We start from the raw sequence: 19165 nt of genomic DNA, 5'->3' as shown, positions 1-19165 counted from the left end.
ATCGTGGTGGTCGGTGGAGTGCCCGCCGTGTGCGGGGCTGATCCACTACTCAGTGTCGCCTAGCGTCCGGTGAGACGCCTGGCGTTTTCCAGGTGGGCCGCGAGCTGCTTCTGGATGCGCCCGGTCGCCTCGTCCAGCGCCTTGCGTGTCCGGCGACCGCTGCCGTCGCCCGCCTCGAAGGGCTCCCCGAAGACGACGTCGACGCGGGAGCGCAGGGGAGGCAGCCCCTTTATCAACCGTCCCCGCCGCTCGGAACTTCCCAGCACGGCCACCGGGACGATCGGGGCACCGCTGCGCACCGCGAAGTAGGAGAGGCCGGCCCGCAGCGAGGCGAAGTCCCCCTCGCCCCGGGTGCCCTCCGGGAAGATGCCGAGCACGCCGCCGCTGTCCAGGACGCCGAGCGCCCGGGTGATCGCGGAGCGGTCGGTGGTGTCGCGGTCGACCTTCACCTGCCCGATGCCGAGCAGGAAGGGGTCCAGCGGGCCGACGAAGGCTTCCTTCTTGATCAGGAAGTGCGTCGGCCGGGGAGCCACGCCCATGACCATCGGGCCGTCGATGTTGTGGGAGTGGTTGACCGCGAGGATCACCGGACCGCTCGCGGGCACCCGCCAGGCGCCGAGCACGCGCGGCTTCCACAGCCCGTACATCAGGCCGACGCCGATGCGCCGCCCGACCTCGGCACCCCGGGCCGAAGGCAGCTCGGTCACTTCCCGGCCCGCTTCTCCTCGACGAGGGTGACGACGCACTCGATGACCTGGGCCAGCGTGAGCTCGGTGGTGTCCACCTCGACGGCGTCGTCCGCCTTGGCGAGCGGGGAGGTCTTGCGGCTGGAGTCGGCCGCGTCCCGCTTGATCAGGGCCTCGCGGGTGGAGTGGACGTCGGAGCCCTTCAGCTCACCGCTGCGGCGGGCGGCCCGCGCCTCCGGGGAGGCGGTGAGGAAGATCTTGAGGTCGGCGTCGGGCAGCACGGTCGTGCCGATGTCGCGGCCCTCGACGACGATGCCCTGCTCCGCGGAGGCGGCGATCGAGCGCTGCAGCTCGGTGATCCGGGCACGCACCTCGGGCACCGCGCTGACCGCGCTGACCTTGGAGGAGACCTCCTGGGTGCGGATCGGGGCCGCCACGTCCACGCCGTCGACCGTGATGGTCGGGCCGTCCGGGTCGGTGCCCGAGATGATCTCGGGCTTGCCCGCGGCGGCGGCGACGGCCGACGGGTCGTCTATGTCGATGCCGTTGCTCACCATCCACCACGTGATCGCCCGGTACTGGGCGCCGGTGTCCAGGTAGCTCAGCCCGAGCTGGGCCGCCACGGCCTTCGAGGTGCTCGACTTGCCGGTGCCGGCGGGGCCGTCGATGGCGACAATCACTGGCGTGGCGCTTTCCACAGTGGGGACCTTCCTGAACCGGGCTCTGCGGGGGTGAGGGCGCGAGTGCCCCGCACCAGGTTACTGGGTGCGCGTCACTCGTCCGGCCGCGCGTCCGGGGCGGCCCACGAGTGCCGACGGCACTCGGCCACCACCAGCCCGTCCGCGCTCGAGGACGGGGCCGTTCAGGCCGAAGCGGGGCCCGGGGTCGGCAGCCCGCGGAATGCGGCCCCCGAGAGCACCCCCCCTACTGACTACTGCCGGAGCGCCCAGCCCCGTTCCCGCAGCGCGGCACTCAGCACCGGAGCCGCCTTCGGCTCCACCATCAACTGCACCAGACCGGCCTGCTGCCCCGTCGCGTGCTCGATGCGTACGTCCTCGATGTTGACGCCGGCCAGGCCCGCGTCGGCGAAGATCCGGGCCAGCTGCCCCGGCTGGTCGTCGATGAGCACGGCCACGACCTCGTAGGCCCGCGGCGCGGACCCGTGCTTGCCGGGGACGCGGACCTGGCCGGCGTTGCCGCGCCGCAGCAGGTCCTCGACCCCGCCGGCGCCCTCGCGGCGCTTGTGGTCGTCGGAGGACTGCAGGGCGCGCAGGGCCCGCACGGTCTCCTCCAGGTCCGCGGCGACGTCCGTGAGCAGGTCGGCGACCGGCGCGGGGTTCGCGGAGAGGATGTCGATCCACATCCGGGGGTCGGAGGCCGCGATCCGCGTCACGTCCCGGATGCCCTGCCCGCACAGCCGTACGGCGGCCTCCTCGGCGTGCTCCAGGCGCGCGGCGACCAGGCTGGAGACCAGGTGGGGCATGTGGGAGACGAGAGCGACGGCCCGGTCGTGGGCGTCGGCGTCCATCACCACCGGCACGGCCCGGCAGTGCGAGACCAGCTCCAGGGCGAGGTTCAGCACCTCGGTGTCGGTGTCCCGGGTCGGGGTGAGCACCCAGGGACGGCCCTCGAAGAGGTCCCCGGTCGCGGCCAGCGGGCCGGACTTCTCCCGGCCCGACATGGGGTGGGAGCCGATGTAGGAGGACAGGTCGAGACCGCGTGCCTCCAGCTCGCGGCGCGGTCCGCCCTTGACGCTGGCGACGTCGAGGTAGCCGCGTCCCGCCCCGCGGCGCATGGCGTCGGCGAGGACGTCGGCCACGTGCGCGGGCGGCGCGGCGACGATCACCAGGTCGACGGGGCCGTCCGGCGCCTCGTCCGTGCCGGCGCCGAGCGCGGCCGCCGTACGGGCCTGTTCGGGGTCCGGGTCGGCGAGGTGCACGGTGACGCCCCGCTGGGACAGGGCCAGAGCGGCGGACGTGCCGATGAGGCCGGTGCCGATGACGAGTGCGGTCCTCACTGGGCGATGTCCTTGCGCAGGGCGGCGGCGGCGCCGAGGTAGACGTGGGCGATGTCGGCCCGGGGCCGGTCGGACTCGATGTGCGCGAGGACGCGGACCACCCGGGGCATGGCGCCCTCGATGTCCAGTTCCTGGGCGCAGATCAGCGGCACGTCGACGATGCCCAGCTTGCGGGCGGCGGCGGCCGGGAAGTCGCTGTGCAGGTCGGGCGTGGCCGTGAACCAGATGCTGATCAGGTCGTCGGCGGCGAGGCCGTTGCGCTCGAGGATCTCCGTGAGCAGGGCTCCGACCCGCTCGTCCATGTGTCCGGCCTCGTCCCGTTCGAGTTGGACGGCGCCCCGGACCGCTCGTACCGCCACGGCGATGCTCCTTGCTGACGTGCGTGTCGCTCTATGTCCGACCAGCCTAGTCAGCCCGCGCGGTCCGGGTACGCGACGCCCGCCCGGCGAGACGCCGGAAACACCGCCTTTGGGTAAGTTCGGTGCCAAGATAACGTACATTCCGATTTACCCCCTTCGGCACCTTCGGAGCGACGACATGACCCACGAGACCACGCGCCGCACGGTTCTCCTCGCGACGGGTGCGACGGGCGCGGCGGCGCTCGTCGCGGCCTGCGGCGGGGGCGGCGACGACAGCGGCTCCGAGTCGACGGGCTCCCCCACCGGCCAGGAGACGACGGCCGGCCCCGACGGGCAGGTCCTGGCCGGCATCGACGAGGTCCCGGTCGGCGGCGGCAAGATCTTCAAGGACGAGAAGGTCGTGGTGACCCAGCCGGAGCAGGGCCGGTTCAAGGCCTTCTCGGCGATCTGCACCCACCAGCACTGCCTGGTGGGGTCCGTCTCCGACGGCACGATCAACTGCCCCTGCCACGGCAGCAAGTTCAAGATCGCCGACGGTGCGGTGGCCCACGGCCCGGCGACCCGGCCCCTGCCCGCCGAGCAGATCACCGTGGACGGGAACTCGATTCGCATGGCCTGACGGCCCGCGCCCGGCGCCGGGCCGTCACGCGTCCCACAGAGCCCCGAGGGTGAGCAGATCGCCCCGGTACTCGACGCGGTCGGCCCACTCGGTGGGCCAGGCCTCCGCGCCCAGATACGCGCCCGCGAAGGCGCCCGTCAGGCAGGCGATCGAGTCCGAATCGCCCGCGGTGCAGGCGGCGCGGCGCAGGGCGGTCACCGGCTCGTCGACGAACAGCAGGAAGCACAGCAGCCCGGTCACCAGGGCCTCCTCGGCGATCCAGCCCTCGCCGGTGGCCAGACAGGGGTCGGTCTCCGGCGAGACGGTGCGCACGGCGTGCCTGAGCCGTTCGAGGGCCTCCAGGCACTCGTCCCAGCCGCGCGCGATGAACCGCTCGGGGCTCGGGTCCCCGGCCCGCCGCCACAGGTCGCCGAGCCAGCGCTCGTGGTAGTGGCTGCGGTTCTCCAGGGCGTAGGAGCGGAGCAGGCCGATCAGGCCGGTCGGCTCGGCACCCTGGGCGAGCAGGCGTACGGCGTGTGCGGTGAGGTCGGACGCGGCGAGCGCGGTCGGGTGCCCGTGAGTGAGGGCGGACTGCAACTGGGCGGCGCCCGCGCGCTGTTCGTCGCTCAGGCCGGACACCAGACCCAGCGGCGCGACGCGCATGTTGGCACCGCAGCCCTTGGATTCGGTCCGGCTGGCGTCCTGCCAGGGGCGGTCCGAGTGCTCCAGCAGGGCGCAGGCCCGCAGACAGGTGTTGCCGGGGGCGCGGTTGTTCTCCGGAGAGCGGTTCCAGGCGATGAACTCCCGCCGCACAGCCTCGGCCATCCCCTCCGGCCCCAGCACGCCCCGGTCCATCGCCGCCCGTATGCCCCTTCCGAGCGCCAGCGTCATCTGCGTGTCGTCGGTGACGATCGCCGGGGACGGCAGCTCCATCTGCCGCCAGGGCCCGCACATGGCGAGGATCGAGGGGACGTCGTCGAACTCGGTCGGGTAGCCCAGCGCGTCGCCGAGGGCCAGGCCCGTGAGCGCTCCGGTGGCGGCCTGCTTGTGGACGAGTGTGGTCATGCGGGGCGTCCTTCCCGGACGGGCCGGAGGAGAGGCGGGTGGAGGGCGGTGGCGGTTCCGGCGCGGTACAGCGCGGCGGGCTTGCCGCGGCCGCCGGTCAGCCGGGCGGCGCCCGGGACGGCTTCGACGAAGCCGGGTGTGGCGAGCACCTTGCGCCGGAAGTTGGGCCGGTCGAGTGCGGTCCCCCACACGGTCTCGTAGACCTGTTGCAACTCGCCGAGGGTGAACTCGGGCGGGCAGAAGGCGGTGGCGAGGCAGGTGTACTCGAACTTGGCGCCGACGCGGTCGTGGGCGTCGGCCAGGATGCGGTCGTGGTCGAAGGCGAGCGGCCCTGCCGTGCCGTACGGCACCCAGCGGGCCTGCGCCGCGTCGCTGCCGCCGTGCGCCTCGGGTGCGTCGGGCAGCAGTGCTGTGAAGGCGACCGACACGACCCGCATCCGGGGGTCGCGGCCGGGTTCGCTGTAGGTCCTCAGCTGCTCCAGATGCAGCCCGGTCACGTCGGACAGGCCGGTCTCCTCGGCGAGTTCACGCCGGGCGGCCGTCTCCGCCGACTCGTCCGGCTGCACGAACCCGCCGGGCAGGGCCCACCGCCCGGCGTACGGCTCCTGCCCGCGCTCGACGAGCAGCACGTGCAGCGCGCCTCCCCGGAGGGTGAACACCGCGAGGTCGACGGTCACCGCGAAGGGTTCATGGGCGTACTTGTCGTAGCCGTCCATGACGAACACCCCCTTTAATAGTCAGCACGACTATAAAAGGGGGTGCGGGTCGCTCACAAGGTCTAGAGGTCGACCTCCTGCATCAGCATCCCGACCTCCGTGTTGGACAGCCGACGCAGCCAGCCCGACTTCTGGTCGCCCAGGGTGATCGGCCCGAAGGCGACCCGGACCAGCTTGTCGACCGGGAAGCCGGCCTCCGCGAGCATCCGGCGCACGATGTGCTTGCGGCCCTCGTGGAGGGTGACCTCGACGAGGTAGTTCTTGCCGGTCTGCTGGACGACCCGGAAGTGGTCCGCGCGCGCGTAGCCGTCCTCCAGCTGGATGCCGTCCTTGAGCTGCTTGCCCAGGTCACGCGGGATCGGCCCGACGATGTGCGCGAGGTAGGTCTTCTTCACGCCGTACTTCGGGTGCGTCAGCCTGTGCGCCAGCTCGCCGTGGTTGGTGAGCAGGATGACGCCCTCGGTTTCCGTGTCGAGCCGGCCGACATGGAAGAGCCGGGTCTCACGGTTGGTGACGTAGTCACCGAGGCACTGCCGGCCCTCGGGGTCCTCCATCGTCGACACGACACCGGCGGGCTTGTTCAGCGAGAAGAACTGGAAGCGCTGGGTTGCGACGGTCAGCCCGTCGACCTTGATCTCGTCCTTCTCCGGGTCGACGCGCCGCCCCTGCTCCAGGACGATCTCGCCGTTGATCTCGACCCGGGCCTGTTCGATCAGCTCCTCGCAGGCACGCCGGGAGCCGAAGCCCGCGCGGGCGAGGACCTTCTGCAGCCGCTCGCCCTCCTGCTCGGCGCCGGGGAAGGTCTTCGGGAGCTTGACCTCCTTCTTCCCGGCGTACCGGTCGCGGTTGCGCTCCTCGACCTGCGCCTCGTACTCGCGCGGGCGGGCCGGGGTCGTACGTCCCTGCTTCTGGGGCTGCTTGGGACCGCCCTTGGCGCCGCCGCGCGCGGCACCGCCACGCCCGGCCTTGGGGCCGTCCTTCGTCGCCCCGGGGCCCACGTCGTAGCGGCGCTCCTCCGGGCGCGGCTTCTTCGGACGGCCGCTGCCCTGCTTGTCGTCGCGGTTGTTGCCGGCGCCGCGGAAGTTGCCGCGACCACCACCACTCCCGCCGCGGCCGCCGCTGTTGCCACCACGGCTCCCGCCGTTGTTTCCGCTGCTGTTCCTGCCGCTGCTGCTTCGCATCAAAGTTCCGTCTGGTCGTCTTCGTCGTCGGTACCCGGGGTGGCCGGGCGGCTGCCCGGCACGTCGTCGTCAGGCGCGTCCGGGTCGAACGACGGTACGCCCTCCTGGGTCTCGGCCTCGATCGCCTCCGCCTCCGGGAGGAAGGGCGCGAGCTCCGGGAGCTCGTCCAGACCGCGCAGGCCCATCCGCTCCAGGAAGTAGTTCGTCGTCCTGTACAGGATCGCACCTGTTTCGGGTTCCGTGCCCGCCTCCTCTATCAGTCCGCGCTGGAGGAGGGTGCGCATCACGCCGTCGCAGTTGACTCCGCGCACGGCCGAGACCCGGCTGCGGCTGACCGGCTGGCGGTAGGCGACGACGGCCAGGGTCTCCAGGGCGGCCTGGGTGAGGCGGGCCTGCTGGCCGTCCAGGACGAAGCGCTCGACGGCCGGCGCGAAGGCGGCACGCGTGTAGAAACGCCAGCCGTTCGCGACGTACCGCAGCTCGAAGCCGCGCCCCTGGACGGTGTACTCGTCGGCCAGCTCGCGCAGGGCGTCCGCGATCTGCCGCTTCGGCCGCTCCAGTATCTTCGCGAGATGTTCCTCGGTCGCGGGCTCGTCCACGACCATGAGGACGGCCTCCAGGGCGGGCTTGAGGTCGAGGCCGGCGACGACAGGCGTCCCGGCCGGCAGGTCGGTCGTTGGCTCGCTCACGCCTTCTTCTCCTCCTTCGGTGGCTCGGGCGGCCGGTCGAACTCGTCGGTGACGGTCGGTGTCTCGTCCCCGTCGCCGCCGGTCCACCGCACGAGCAGTTCCCCGAGCGCTGTCTCCTGCTCCAGCGCGACGGCCTTCTCGCGGTACAGCTCCAGCAGGGCGAGGAACCTCGCGACGATGGTCAGGGTGTCGTCGGTGTCCGCCACGAGCACCCGGAAGCCGGCCTCCCCGAGCTCCCTGAGCCGGGCCACGACGATCTGCGCCTGCTCCTGCACGCTGACCAGGGGGGCGTGGATGTGGTCGACGTAGACCTGCGGCTTGGGCTTGGGCTGCATCGCCTTCACGGCGAGCTTGGCGAAGCCCTCCGCGCCGATGCTGATGACCACGTCGGGCAGCAGCTCGGCGTGGTGCGCCTCGAGTCCGACGGTCCGGGGGTAGCGCCGGGCCTCGTCGTCGAGCCGCCCGCTGAAGATGTCGGCGATCTGCTTGTACGCGCGGTACTGCAGCAGCCGGGCGAACAGCAGGTCCCGCGCTTCGAGCAACGCGAGATCGCCCTCGTCCTCCACCTCGGCGGCGGGCAGCAGACGCGCGGCCTTCAGGTCGAGCAGGGTGGCGGCGACGACCAGGAACTCGGTCGTCTCGTCCAGGTCCCAGTCCGGCCCCATCGCCCTGATGTGGGCCATGAACTCGTCGGTCACCTTCGACAGCGCGACCTCGGTGACGTCCAGCTTGTGCCGCGAGATCAACTGCAGCAGCAGATCGAAGGGCCCCTCGAAATTGGCGAGCCGGACCTTGAAGACCCCGTCGCCGGCGGACTCGGCATCGCCGCCCGGCGCCTGGGGGCCCGGGACGGCCCCGGAGACCTCCTCGGACGCGGCCGGGTCACCCGCCGCCCGCGCCTCGTACGCGGCCCGGTCACCCGCGGACCGTGCCTCGGGAGCAGCCGCGCCCGAACCGGCCAAGACCAGCGGCCCGGACCGGTCCGCAGACGGTGCGGCCGCCTCAGACCCGGGCCGCGGGACAGGCGGAGCGGCCGCTGGACCGGCCTCCTTGGGTGAAGGGGACGGCACGATCTCCCGCGCCTCGGTCTCCCACGGCTCGGCCTCCTGCGGCACGACCTCCTGCCGTGCAGCCGGCGGAGCCGTTCGCGGAGCCCCCGGCCCCCTCCCCAGGGCACGCCGGCGGCCGGCCGGGCCGCCGGGGGGAGATGGGGAAGCGTTCGAGGTCATGGCCCCCGCAGGCTACCGCTACCGCCCGCGCAGTCGTCGTACGAGGATGCTGGCGTCCCCGCGGGTCTCCAGGTCGGCGAGAACCACCGCGACCGCCTCACGGACGATGCGGCCGCGGTCCACGGCCAGACCGTGCTCGCCACGGAGCACGAGACGGGCGTGCTCGAGGTCCATGAGCTCCTCGGCCGACACGTACACCGTGATCTTCTCGTCGTGCCGCTCCCGGCCGCTGGGCCGGCGCGAGGGGTTGCGCCCGCGCTTGCGGGGCGCGGCGCCGGCGGCAGAACCTTCCTGCGCCGCCTGCCGACGGGCCGAACCGGAGCGCTCGGCGGCGGAGCGGCTGTGGGCCTCCCCGGCCTCGCCCGGCTCCGCGTCCGCCGCGACGTGCTCCGGGCCCTCGCCGTCACCGCCCTGGGCGGGCACCGCCTGCGGCGCGTCCTCCGCGGCGGCCGCCGCGTCGCCCTCCCCCGCCGGAGCGGGCACCCTGGCGTCGCCGTTGGCCTGGCGCCTGGGCTGGGACGACTGAAGCGCCATCCCCCCTGTCGTACGGAAGAGTTCGTCGGCCCCCGGCAGACTCACTCGGCGTGACACCGGGCGAGCACCTCCCTGGCGAGCTGGCGATAGGCGGCGGCACCCACGGAGTTGGAGGCATACGTGGTGATCGGCTCACCGGCGACGGTGGTCTCCGGGAAGCGGACCGTGCGCCCGATGACCGTGTGGTAGACGTGGTCGTCGAACGCCTCGACCACGCGCGCGAGCACCTCACGGCTGTGCACCGTGCGCGAGTCGTACATGGTGGCGAGGATGCCGTCGAGCTCCAGCTCGGGGTTGAGCCGCTCCTGGACCTTCTCGATGGTCTCCGTCAGCAGGGCCACACCACGCAGCGCGAAGAACTCGCACTCCAGAGGAACTATCACCTTGTGCGCGGCCGTCAGGGCGTTCACCGTGAGCAGGCCGAGCGAGGGCTGGCAGTCGATGACGATGAAGTCGTAGTCGGGCAGCAGCGGCTTCAGGGCGCGCTGCAGCGTCGACTCGCGGGCGACCTCGGAGACGAGCTGGACCTCGGCCGCCGACAGGTCGATGTTGCTGGGCAGCAGGTCCATGTTGGGGACCGCGGTCTTCAGCAGCACCTCGTCGGCCGCCATCCCCCGCTCCATGAGCAGGTTGTAGACGGTGAGGTCGAGTTCCATCGGGTTGACACCGAGTCCGACCGACAGCGCGCCCTGCGGGTCGAAGTCCACGAGCAGGACACGGCGTCCGTACTCCGCGAGCGCGGCACCCAGGTTGATGGTCGACGTGGTCTTGCCGACGCCGCCCTTCTGGTTGCACATCGCGATGATCTTCGCGGGTCCGTGCTCGGGCAGCGGGCCCGGGATCGGGAAGTACGGCAGCGGGCGCCCGGTCGGACCGACGCGCTCGCGGCGCTGTCTGGCCGCGTCGGGCGCGAGGGTGGCCGCGTACTCGGGGTCGGGCTCGTACTCCGCGTCGGGGTCGTAGAAGTGCCCCTCGGGCAGTTCGTCGTAGTCGGCGAAGTGGTTGTGGGGCGCGCCACTTCCGTCGCCGGCCATGGCGTTCACGTGATGGCCATCCATCTTCTGGTGTGCTGTGTGAGTCGCCTGCGGACTCTGGTGGGCTGCGAAGGTGCGCACAGCGACGGAGCCGACAGCCTCGAACCCCGCGGGCACCTGGCCCGGTGCAGGCATTCCTGGTTGACCACCCCCGGGAGTAAATGTCGACTCATTCACAAGTCGTCTTACCTCCTTGGTGACCAGGAAACTTCTAGACAGGTCAGCGTGGCACCATGCCGACGATTGGCGACTCTATGGCGTGTCGGGCGTCCGCAGCAACACAATCCGCCGGACCCGGCCCGATGTGTCGGCAATGAAACATCCCGCTGTCAAGGGCGTACGGCCGTCGCACGGCAGGTTTCACCGGTGTGCGAATCGGTTGAAGGGTTACGTTCGAGGCGAGTTGCTCGAGAATCGCGAAGTGACCATACACACATCCGGCCGGACCTTGTCGGGCAAGGTCCGGCCGGGTGCGCGGCGTTGACGACCGGTGACAGGGGTCCCCCAGATCGAGCGAAGCCGGTATGGAGGGTTATCGCCTTTGCCGGTTGGTCACTTAGCCGACTTGGCGGCCATGTGTGCTCAGCCGAGCAGCGAGGACAGCTCCACGTGCTCCACGCCGTGCGCCTCGGCGACCTCGCGGTAAACGACCTTGCCGTCATGCGTGTTGAGGCCCTTGGCCAGTGCGGGGTCGCGGCGCAGCGCGTCCGCCCAGCCATGGTTGGCCAGCTCGACGATGTACGGCAGCGTGGCGTTGGTCAGCGCGTAGGTGGAGGTGTTCGGCACCGCGCCGGGCATGTTGGCGACGCAGTAGAAGACCGAGTTGTGGACCTGGAAGGCCGGCTCGGCGTGGGTGGTCGGGCGGGAGTCCTCGAAGCAGCCGCCCTGGTCGATCGCGATGTCGACAAGGACACTTCCGGGCTTCATCCGCGAGACGAGCTCGTTGGTGACCAGCTTCGGCGCCTTGGCACCGGGGATGAGCACCGCGCCGATGACGAGGTCGGCCTCCAGGCAGGCCTTCTCCAGTTCGAAGGTGTTGGAGACGACCGTCTGGATCTTCGTGCCGAAGATCTTGTCGGCCTCGCGGAGCTTGTTGATGTCCTTGTCGAGCAGGGTCACGTGGAAGCCCATGCCGATGGCGATCTGCGCGGCGTTCCAGCCGGAGACACCGCCGCCGATCACGACGGCGCGGCCGGCCAGCACGCCGGGGACGCCGCCGGGCAGGACGCCGCGGCCGCCGTTGGCGCGCATCAGGTGGTAGGCGCCGACCTGCGGGGCCAGCCGGCCCGCGACCTCGGACATCGGGGCGAGCAGCGGCAGCGCGCGGCTCGGCAGCTCGACGGTCTCGTAGGCGATGGCCGTGGTGCCGGACTCCAGCAGGGCGTCCGTGCACTCCTTGGAGGCGGCCAGGTGCAGGTAGGTGAAGAGCGTCTGGTCCTTGCGGAGGCGGTGGTACTCCTCGGCGATGGGCTCCTTGACCTTCAGCAGCAGGTCGGCGGCGGCCCACACCTCGTCGGCGGTGTCCAGGATCTGCGCACCGGCGGCGACGTACTCGGTGTCGGGGATCGAGGAGCCGACGCCGGCGCCACGCTCGATGACGACCTGGTGGCCGTGGCGCACCAGCTCGTGCACGCCGGCGGGGGTGATGGCCACCCGGAACTCGTTGTTCTTGACCTCGCGGGGGATGCCGACCTTCACGTCGATCACGGTCCTTGGCTCAGAGGGTATGGGGGGGGTATTTCCTTAGACATACCCGGGCACACGCGGGCACACCGGGAGAGACCGCAGGAGAACGTGCGGCAGAGCCAGTCTAATGAAGGTGTTCGCGCTGTCTAGCCTTTCATTGCATCAATCTTCAGCTGATGCGGTACGGATTTCGCAGGCGTCAGGGTCATTTTGAAGGTTTGAGTCGCCGAGAATCCGCCCGGCGGCGCCCCGGTGCAGCCCGGCGGACGCGGGATCCCCCAGGTGATCGAGGGTGTCGGCGGCCCGCAGATGAAGGGCGGCCTGCAGCCGGGGGTCCTCGGCGCGCCGCGCCCATTCCACGGCCTCCCGGCAGGTGCGCAGCGACTCCTCGGGGCGGCCCGCGTACTCCTGGACCCGTGCCAGCTCGCTCAGGGCACGGGCCTGGGCGGCCACGTCGCCGTTCTTGCGGTGACCGGCGATCGCCGCGCGCCAGTTCCGCAGGGCCTCGCCGTAGCGCCCCGCGAAGGTGTGGGCGGCGGCGATCCGCCCGTAGAGCCGGGCGGCCTCGGCGCGCTCGCCCCGGGCGAGCCGCTCGACCAGGGCGCGCCCGAACCAGTCGGCGGCCCGGTCGAAGTCGTCGAGGTCCAGGTACGCGCCGCCTACGGATTCCATCGCGCGGCCGGTCGCATACGGATCGTTCACCTCGCGCCCGGCGTCCAGCGCGGCCCGGTAGCGCGCCAGGGCGTCGGCCGTGCGGCCGGTGCGGGCGTCGAGGTCGCCGAGGTTGAGCAGGGCGGCGGCACGCTCCCGGGGCAGGCCGCGGCGTTCGGCGACGTCGAGGACCATGCCGTGGATCTCGTAGAGGTCGGGCGCGGCGGCCTTGGTGCCGATGTGCGCCGCCATCGCGCGGACCAGCTGCGACATCAGCCGTCGGGCCAGGGTGTCCAGCTCCCCGTCGGCGACCGCGAGCCGGGCCGAGGCCAGCAGCGCGGGCCGGGTCAGGCGCAGCCAGTCGGCGGCCGCCCGCGGAGTGGGGAAACGCAGCGCGCGGGGCATGTCGAGCAGCTTCTGGCGGGCCGCCGGACTGTCGGTCTCGGTGATCGCCCGGCAGGCCTGGAGCAGCCGGACGGTGCGCTCCAGCATGCGGGCGCGGGCCAGCTGGAGATCGGCCGGGCGCTCGTGGTGCTCGGCGAGAATCCGCAGCTGCGGGTGCAGGCAGCCGGGCACCTCGTACTGCGGCAGCGGGGAGTCCACCGCGCGCAGGAAGCCCAGGGTGACGAACTCGCCGAGGGTGGTGCGGGCGCTGTCGACCGAGCAGCCGACGAGCGCGGAGGCGGTCTGGGGGTCGACGAGGCCGGCCGGGGCGAGGGCGAGCAGGCGCAGCATCCGGGCCGCGCCGGCGGGCAGGGCGGCGTGGGCGAGCCGGAAGACCCGGGTCAGGGCGATGCCCTCGCTGTCGTCGGCGCGCAGCTGCTTGGCCAGGTCGGAGACGGCGGCCTTGGGACGTGCCGCGAGCCAGCCGCCCGCCAGGATCAGCGCGGCGGGCTGCCCCTGGCACTCCTCGGCGAGGCCCTCGGCGGCCCGGGGGTCGACGGTGATACGGACCGAGCCGGTGTGCCGGGTCAGCAGTTCCACCCCGGACTTGGTGTCCAGGCCGCCCAGGGTGCAGGGGCGGACGTCGGAGATGCCGGTCAGCGGGCCTTCGGAGACCGCGACGACGAGGCAGTCCGGGCTGTCGGGCAACAGGGCGTCGACCTGCTCGGCGTCGGCCGCGTCGTCCAGCAGGAGCAGGGCCCTGCGGTCGGCCAGGGCGCTGCGCAGGGCGTCGGTGAGGTCGTCCTCGCAGGCCCCGGCCGGTGCCTGCTCGTCCAGGGCGGCAAGGAGGTCCCGGGCGGCGCGGCCGACAGGGACGGGGGTGCCGTCGGGGTCGGTCAGGCCGACGCGCAGGACCCCGTCGGGGTAACGGTCCGCGACCTGTCGTACGAGTTCCTCGGCAAGCGCGGTGCGGCCCGAACCGGGCCGGCCGGCGATGAGCAGCACGCGTGCGCGGGGTGCTTTGCGGCCGGCCAGAGTGTCCAGTCCGGCGCGCTCGATGTCGGCGCGCAGTTCCTTCAACTCCCGTGTGCGGCCCAGGAACTCGCTCACCCCGGCGACGCGCCCGGCCGACCGCACATCGCCTGTCTTCACGACCTGATCCGTCACGGGCCACACTCCCGTCCCAACCGCACGCGCAAGCCCGCCGGGACTCCGGCTCGGGCGTGCCACAGAGCCTAGTTCACGCTCTGCAACGTTCCGGGTGGTGCACGACGGGCGGGACGACCACTTCCCCCGATCGGATCAGCAGATCGTAGGACTGACGGCAGGAGGTCGCGCCCGAAAGGGGCGCGGGCGGGCCACCGCGCGACCCGCCACGGCGACGCCGCACCCGGCCCAGGACCTTCGCGGCACCTCCTGTCGCGGCCCTCCCGGCGGAGCGCTACGCCTCGAACGGACGCGCCGGCCACGGCGCCTGGGCCGGGCGCAGGGCGTCCAGCCCGTCACCGGCCCGCGCGGCGACCAGCGAGAGGACGCCCACGACGAGGCAGTTGTTGTGGAGCTCGCCGGCCAGGACGCCCCGCACGAGCTCCTGGAGCGGCACCCGGTCGAGTTCCATGTCGGCCTCTTCCTCCGCGACCGCGAAGCGCTCCCCCTCGGCCTCGGACAGGTCCCGCGCGAGGAAGATCCGGACGGCCTCGTCGCAACCGCCGGGCGTGGTGTAGACGTCGGTCAGCACCCGCCAGTCCTCGGCCTTGACGTGCGCCTCCTCGTACAGCTCGCGCTGCGCGGCGTGCAGCGGGTTCTCGCCGGGGACGTCGAGCAGGCCGGCCGGGATCTCCCACAGCTTGTGGCGCACGGGGTGGCGGTACTGGCGCAGCACCAGCACGCGGTCGGACTCGTCGAGGGCGAGGACGGCCACGGAGCCGGGGTGGACCTGGTAATCACGGCCGACCACGGTGCCGTCGGGCATGACCACCTCGTCGGTGCGCACGGAGGTCTTGTTGCCCGTGAAGGGGATCTCCGTCGCCCGGATCTCCCACTCCGCCGGGGTGTCCTTGATCGTCATGCCTGTCCTTCCACGTGCCGCGCGACCTGCTGAAACGAAACCGGGGTGCACACCCTTTGAAGGGATGCACCCCGGCCACCGTACAACTGGTGTGTTACTTCGAAATCTTCCGCTCGACCGAGGCCTTGACGAGTCCGGCGAACAGCGGGTGCGGACGCGTCGGGCGCGAGCGCAGCTCCGGGTGGGCCTGCGTGGCGACCAGGTACGGGTGGACGTCGCGCGGGTACTCGACGTACTCGACGAGCTTGCCGTCCGGCGAGGTGCCGGAGAACAGGATGCCCGCCTTCTTCTCCAGCTCGGCACGGTAGGCGTTGTTCACCTCGTAGCGGTGCCGGTGCCGCTCCTCGACGTACTCCTTGCCGTCGTACACCTCGCGCACGATCGAGCCCTCGGCCAGCTTCGCCGGGTACATGCCGAGCCGCATGGTGCCGCCCATGTCACCCTCACCGGCGACGATGTCGAGCTGCTCGGCCATGGTGGAGATGACCGGGTGGCCGGTGGCCGGGTCGAACTCGGTGGAGTTGGCGTCGGTGATGTCGGCCAGGTTGCGCGCGGCCTCGATCACGATGCACTGCAGGCCGAGGCAGAGGCCGAGCAGCGGGATCTTGTTCTCGCGGGCGTACTTGATCGCGCCGACCTTGCCGAGCACACCGCGGTCGCCGAAGCCGCCGGGGATGCAGATGCCGTCGACGTCGCCGAGCTGCTGGGCCGCGCCCGCCGGGGTCTTGCAGTCGTCGGAGGTGACCCACTTGATCTTGACGCGGGCCCGGTTGGCGAAGCCGCCCGCGCGCAGCGCCTCGGTGACCGACAGGTAGGCGTCGGGCAGGTCGATGTACTTGCCGACCAGCGCGAGGGTGATCTCGTGGTCGGGGTTGTGGACGCGGTCGAGCAGGTCGTCCCAGGTCGTCCAGTCCACGTCACGGAACGGCAGGTCCAGCTTGCGGACGACGTAGGCGTCCAGGCCCTCGCCGTGCACGGTCTTCGGGATGTCGTAGATCGAACGGGCGTCGGGGCAGGCGACCACGGCGGCCTCGTCGACGTCGCACATCAGCGAGATCTTCCGCTTGATCGCGGTGGGCACCTCGCGGTCGCAGCGCAGCACGATGGCGTCCGGCTGGATACCGATGTTGCGCAGGGCCGCAACCGAGTGCTGGGTGGGCTTCGTCTTCAGCTCACCCGAGGGGCCGATGTACGGCAGGAGCGAGATGTGGACGACGAAGACGTTGTCACGACCGACCTCGTGACGGACCTGGCGGACGGTCTCCAGGAACGGCAGCGACTCGATGTCGCCGACGGTGCCGCCGACCTCGGTGATCACGACATCGACCTCGTCCGTCGCCATGCGGCGGATGCGGTGCTTGATCTCGTTGGTGATGTGCGGGATGACCTGCACGGTGTCGCCCAGGTACTCGCCGCGGCGCTCCTTGGCGATCACGGTGTTGTACACCTGACCCGTGGTGACGTTGGCGGAGCCGTCGAGGTCACGGTCGAGGAAGCGCTCGTAGTGGCCGATGTCCAGGTCGGTCTCGGCGCCGTCGTTGGTGACGAACACCTCACCGTGCTGGAAGGGGTTCATCGTGCCCGGGTCGACGTTGAGGTACGGGTCGAGCTTCTGCATCACGACGCGCAGACCGCGGGCCTTGAGCAGCATGCCGAGGCTGGAGGCCGTCAGGCCCTTGCCGAGCGAGGAGGCGACACCCCCGGTGACGAAGATGTGCTTGGTCGTCGAATTACGAAAAGCGGCGGGCGGCATGGCCAAGACGGGGCTCCCGTGGTCGCGGTCTGGGGGTGCGGTGCGGCTGCCCGCCGGAATGCTCCGGGGTGCCGTCGCTGCGGTTCGGGGGTTCCCTGTCGGGAAGGGGCCCACCGGTCCACGGGCTACCAGCGTATCAGCGCTGCGAGGCGACGGCTTCCGGCCACGCTCCGCACACATCCCGACACGGAGGCGATCACGGTCACCGGTCCCTCACCCGTTGCTCACTCGTTCGGCGTACCCACCTTGCCGGGACGGGCACCCGGATCATCTGCGTGCGTCGTATCCTGCTCGGACACTCGCTGCCGAGCCCGTCCGGCCCAACGGCACCACCCCCCGCCCGTAACCACCGGAACAACGTGAGCTCGTCAGTTCGTTGAGCAAGAATTGGCGCTTTGCATCACGGCTGAGCGACCTGTTTTGCTTCATCGCTCAATGACGCATTGCAAGACCTGCTGAAACCCCCTTGACCGCACTAGCGACAGCCCCCTCGTGGGGTGACGTGGCCGTTCGACTGGAGTTGCACGTGGCCGGGCGCATCGAAGACTACGCACTCATCGGAGACATGCAGACCGCTGCCCTGGTCTGCCGGGACGGGACAGTCGACTGGCTGTGCCTGCCCCGCTTCGACTCGCACGCCATCTTCGCCGGCCTGCTGGGCAACGAGGAGCACGGCTTCTGGCGGCTCGGGCCCGCGTACGCGTCCGACCAGCAGCCCCCCACTGCGGCGCGGCGCAGCTACCGGGGCGACTCGCTCATCCTGGAGTCCGAGTGGGACACCCAGCGGGGCACGGTCCGGGTGACCGACTTCATGCCGCCGCGTGACGGCGCCCCGCAGCTGATCCGGATCGTGGAGGGCGTCTCGGGCCGGGTGCCGATGCGCTCGGCGCTCAGGATGCGGTTCTCCTACGGACGGGTGGTGCCGTGGGTGCACAAGCACGAGGGGCGCACGGTGGCCGTCGCGGGTCCCGACTCCGTGTGGTTCGACACATCCGCGGAAACCTACGGCAAGTCCCTGACGACCTACGCGGACTTCACGGTCGCGCCGGGTGACCGGATCGCGTTCACGATCTCCTGGCAGCCCTCGCACAAGGAGCCGCCGCCGCTGCCCGAGCCGGAGCAGTCCCTGGAGGCGACGGAGGACTTCTGGCGCGAGTGGGTCGACCACTGTACGTACCACGGCCCCTACCGGGAGGCCGTGGTCCGCTCGCTGATCACGCTGAAGGCCCTGACGTACGCCCCGACCGGCGGCATCGTCGCCGCGCCGACCACCTCCCTGCCGGAGGACGTCGGCGGCGTCCGCAACTGGGACTACCGCTACACCTGGCTGCGCGACGCGGCCATCACCCTGTCCTCGCTGCTGCGCACCGGCTACCGCGAGGAGGCCCGCGCCTGGCGCGAGTGGCTGCTGCGCGCGGTGGCCGGCGACCCGGAGAACCTGCAGATCATGTACGGCATCGCCGGCGAGCGCGAGCTCGGCGAGGCGGAGCTGGACTGGCTGCCGGGCTACGAGAACTCCACCCCGGTCCGGGTCGGCAACGGCGCGGCCCACCAGCTCCAGCTGGACGTGTACGGCGAGGTCACCGAGGCCCTGCACCTGGCCCACATGACGGGCCTCGCCCGCAACGACTACGCCTCCCTCCTCCAGCTGAAGCTGATCCGCTACCTGGAGGACCACTGGCAGGAGCCGGACGAGGGCATCTGGGAGGTGCGCGGCCCGCGCCGCCACTTCGTGCACTCCAAGGTGATGGCCTGGGTCGCGGTCGACCGCACCATCAAGCTGATCGAGTCCGGTGACGCGGACGGCCCGCTGGAGCGCTGGCGCGAGCTGCGCGACGACATCCACCGGGACGTGTGCGAGCGGGGCTACGACAAGGAGCGCAACACCTTCACGCAGTCGTACGGCTCGAAGGAGCTGGACGCCTCCCTGCTGCTGATCCCGCAGATGGGCTTCCTGCCGCCGGACGACAAGCGGGTCATCGGCACGATCGAGGCGATCCAGCGTGAGCTGTCCACGTCGGACGGCTTCATCCTGCGCTACCCGACCACCAGCGGCGACGAGAACGTCGACGGTCTGCCCGGCGACGAGGGCGCGTTCCTGGCCTGCTCGTTCTGGATGGCCGACGACCTGGCGATGATCGGCCGCGTGGACGAGGCCCGCAAGCTGTTCGAGAAGCTGCTGTCCCTGCGCAACGACCTCGGTCTGCTGGCCGAGGAGTGGGACCCGCGCCTGCAGCGCCAGGTGGGCAACTTCCCGCAGGCCTTCAGCCACGTGCCGCTCATCGACACGGCGCTGCGCCTGACCGCTTCGGGCGCGTACGGCGGCTGACCGGAGCGACTCCCGGGGGCCTCACCACGGCCCTCAGTTGTGCCGTCCCGCAAGGGCCTCAGCGCGGTCTTCGCGGTGCTCCACTCCGGCCTTCGCTGGGGGGTGTCGGCCCGGCCCTCGCGAGGCCTCACCACGGTCTCCGCGTGGCCTCACCCGGCCCTCGCGGGGGCCTCGCGGTGGTGTCGG

Annotated in this window: 17 protein-coding genes; 2 read left to right on the top strand and 15 right to left on the bottom strand. The window is 71.6% G+C overall.

Going from position 1 to position 19165, the window contains the following annotated elements:
* Window positions 1-59: 59 nt before the first annotated feature.
* From AB0937_RS28005 to aroH, 4 genes are all read right to left on the bottom strand, one after another.
* Window positions 60-707, bottom strand: coding sequence for a lysophospholipid acyltransferase family protein (locus tag AB0937_RS28005; protein ID WP_366715285.1), 648 nt, complete (start codon window positions 705-707; stop codon window positions 60-62).
* Window positions 704-1384: a (d)CMP kinase gene (gene cmk, locus AB0937_RS28000; RefSeq protein WP_366715283.1), complete on the bottom strand. Its 681-nt coding sequence runs from the start codon at window positions 1382-1384 to the stop codon at window positions 704-706. Before cmk ends, AB0937_RS28005 begins: the two co-directional genes overlap by 4 nt.
* Window positions 1385-1617: 233 nt before the next feature.
* Window positions 1618-2703: a prephenate dehydrogenase gene (locus AB0937_RS27995; protein ID WP_366715281.1), complete on the bottom strand. Its 1086-nt coding sequence runs from the start codon at window positions 2701-2703 to the stop codon at window positions 1618-1620.
* Window positions 2700-3062 (bottom strand): chorismate mutase, encoded by a 363-nt coding sequence (gene aroH, locus AB0937_RS27990; protein ID WP_366715279.1) that lies wholly within the window; start codon window positions 3060-3062, stop codon window positions 2700-2702. The genes AB0937_RS27995 and aroH overlap by 4 nt, the downstream gene beginning before the upstream one ends.
* A 178-nt stretch (window positions 3063-3240) precedes the next feature.
* Between aroH and AB0937_RS27985 the strand changes: the two genes are divergently transcribed.
* On the top strand, window positions 3241-3681 hold the full coding sequence (locus tag AB0937_RS27985) for a Rieske (2Fe-2S) protein (RefSeq protein WP_366715277.1): 441 nt from the start codon (window positions 3241-3243) through the stop codon (window positions 3679-3681).
* A gap of 24 nt (window positions 3682-3705) precedes the next feature.
* Here AB0937_RS27985 and AB0937_RS27980 read toward each other — a convergent pair whose 3' ends face one another.
* The 11 genes from AB0937_RS27980 to AB0937_RS27930 form a co-directional block, all read right to left on the bottom strand.
* Window positions 3706-4725 carry an ADP-ribosylglycohydrolase family protein gene (locus AB0937_RS27980; protein WP_366715275.1) on the bottom strand — a complete coding sequence of 340 codons (1020 nt, stop codon included), beginning with the start codon at window positions 4723-4725 and terminating at the stop codon, window positions 3706-3708.
* Window positions 4722-5441, bottom strand: a complete 720-nt coding sequence (locus AB0937_RS27975) for an NUDIX domain-containing protein (protein WP_366715273.1) — start codon at window positions 5439-5441, stop codon at window positions 4722-4724. The genes AB0937_RS27980 and AB0937_RS27975 overlap by 4 nt, the downstream gene beginning before the upstream one ends.
* 62 nt (window positions 5442-5503) lie before the next feature.
* Window positions 5504-6622, bottom strand: a complete 1119-nt coding sequence (locus tag AB0937_RS27970) for a pseudouridine synthase (protein ID WP_366715271.1) — start codon at window positions 6620-6622, stop codon at window positions 5504-5506.
* Entirely contained in the window at window positions 6622-7311 is a 690-nt protein-coding gene (scpB, locus tag AB0937_RS27965; protein WP_366715269.1) for an SMC-Scp complex subunit ScpB, read from the bottom strand. The genes AB0937_RS27970 and scpB overlap by 1 nt, the downstream gene beginning before the upstream one ends.
* Window positions 7308-8540 carry a segregation/condensation protein A gene (locus AB0937_RS27960; protein WP_366715267.1) on the bottom strand — a complete coding sequence of 411 codons (1233 nt, stop codon included), beginning with the start codon at window positions 8538-8540 and terminating at the stop codon, window positions 7308-7310. Before AB0937_RS27960 ends, scpB begins: the two co-directional genes overlap by 4 nt.
* Window positions 8541-8558: 18 nt before the next feature.
* Entirely contained in the window at window positions 8559-9131 is a 573-nt protein-coding gene (locus AB0937_RS27955) for a hypothetical protein (RefSeq protein WP_366715265.1), read from the bottom strand.
* Window positions 9116-10243 carry a ParA family protein gene (locus AB0937_RS27950; RefSeq protein WP_366715263.1) on the bottom strand — a complete coding sequence of 376 codons (1128 nt, stop codon included), beginning with the start codon at window positions 10241-10243 and terminating at the stop codon, window positions 9116-9118. Before AB0937_RS27950 ends, AB0937_RS27955 begins: the two co-directional genes overlap by 16 nt.
* Before the next feature lie 447 nt (window positions 10244-10690).
* A complete protein-coding gene (ald, locus tag AB0937_RS27945; protein ID WP_366715261.1) occupies window positions 10691-11815 on the bottom strand; it encodes an alanine dehydrogenase in 1125 nt (374 codons plus the stop codon).
* Between the two features lie 141 nt (window positions 11816-11956).
* The gene (locus AB0937_RS27940; protein WP_366715476.1) at window positions 11957-13981 is read right to left on the bottom strand and encodes a tetratricopeptide repeat protein; all 2025 of its coding nucleotides are present in this window, start codon (window positions 13979-13981) and stop codon (window positions 11957-11959) included.
* Between the two features lie 289 nt (window positions 13982-14270).
* Entirely contained in the window at window positions 14271-14897 is a 627-nt protein-coding gene (locus tag AB0937_RS27935; RefSeq protein WP_366715259.1) for an NUDIX hydrolase, read from the bottom strand.
* A 94-nt stretch (window positions 14898-14991) separates the two neighbouring features.
* Entirely contained in the window at window positions 14992-16650 is a 1659-nt protein-coding gene (locus tag AB0937_RS27930; RefSeq protein WP_030850972.1) for a CTP synthase, read from the bottom strand.
* A 526-nt stretch (window positions 16651-17176) separates the two neighbouring features.
* On the opposite strand from AB0937_RS27930, the gene AB0937_RS27925 reads away from it, so the two are divergent.
* A complete protein-coding gene (locus AB0937_RS27925; protein ID WP_366715474.1) occupies window positions 17177-18979 on the top strand; it encodes a glycoside hydrolase family 15 protein in 1803 nt (600 codons plus the stop codon).
* Window positions 18980-19165 lie beyond the last annotated feature (186 nt).

The organism is Streptomyces sp. NPDC047880 (assembly GCF_040706515.1).
Classification (GTDB): domain Bacteria; phylum Actinomycetota; class Actinomycetes; order Streptomycetales; family Streptomycetaceae; genus Streptomyces.
The sequence above is the reverse complement of the archived record's forward strand: the minus strand, read 5'-3'. Positions and strand labels throughout refer to the sequence as shown.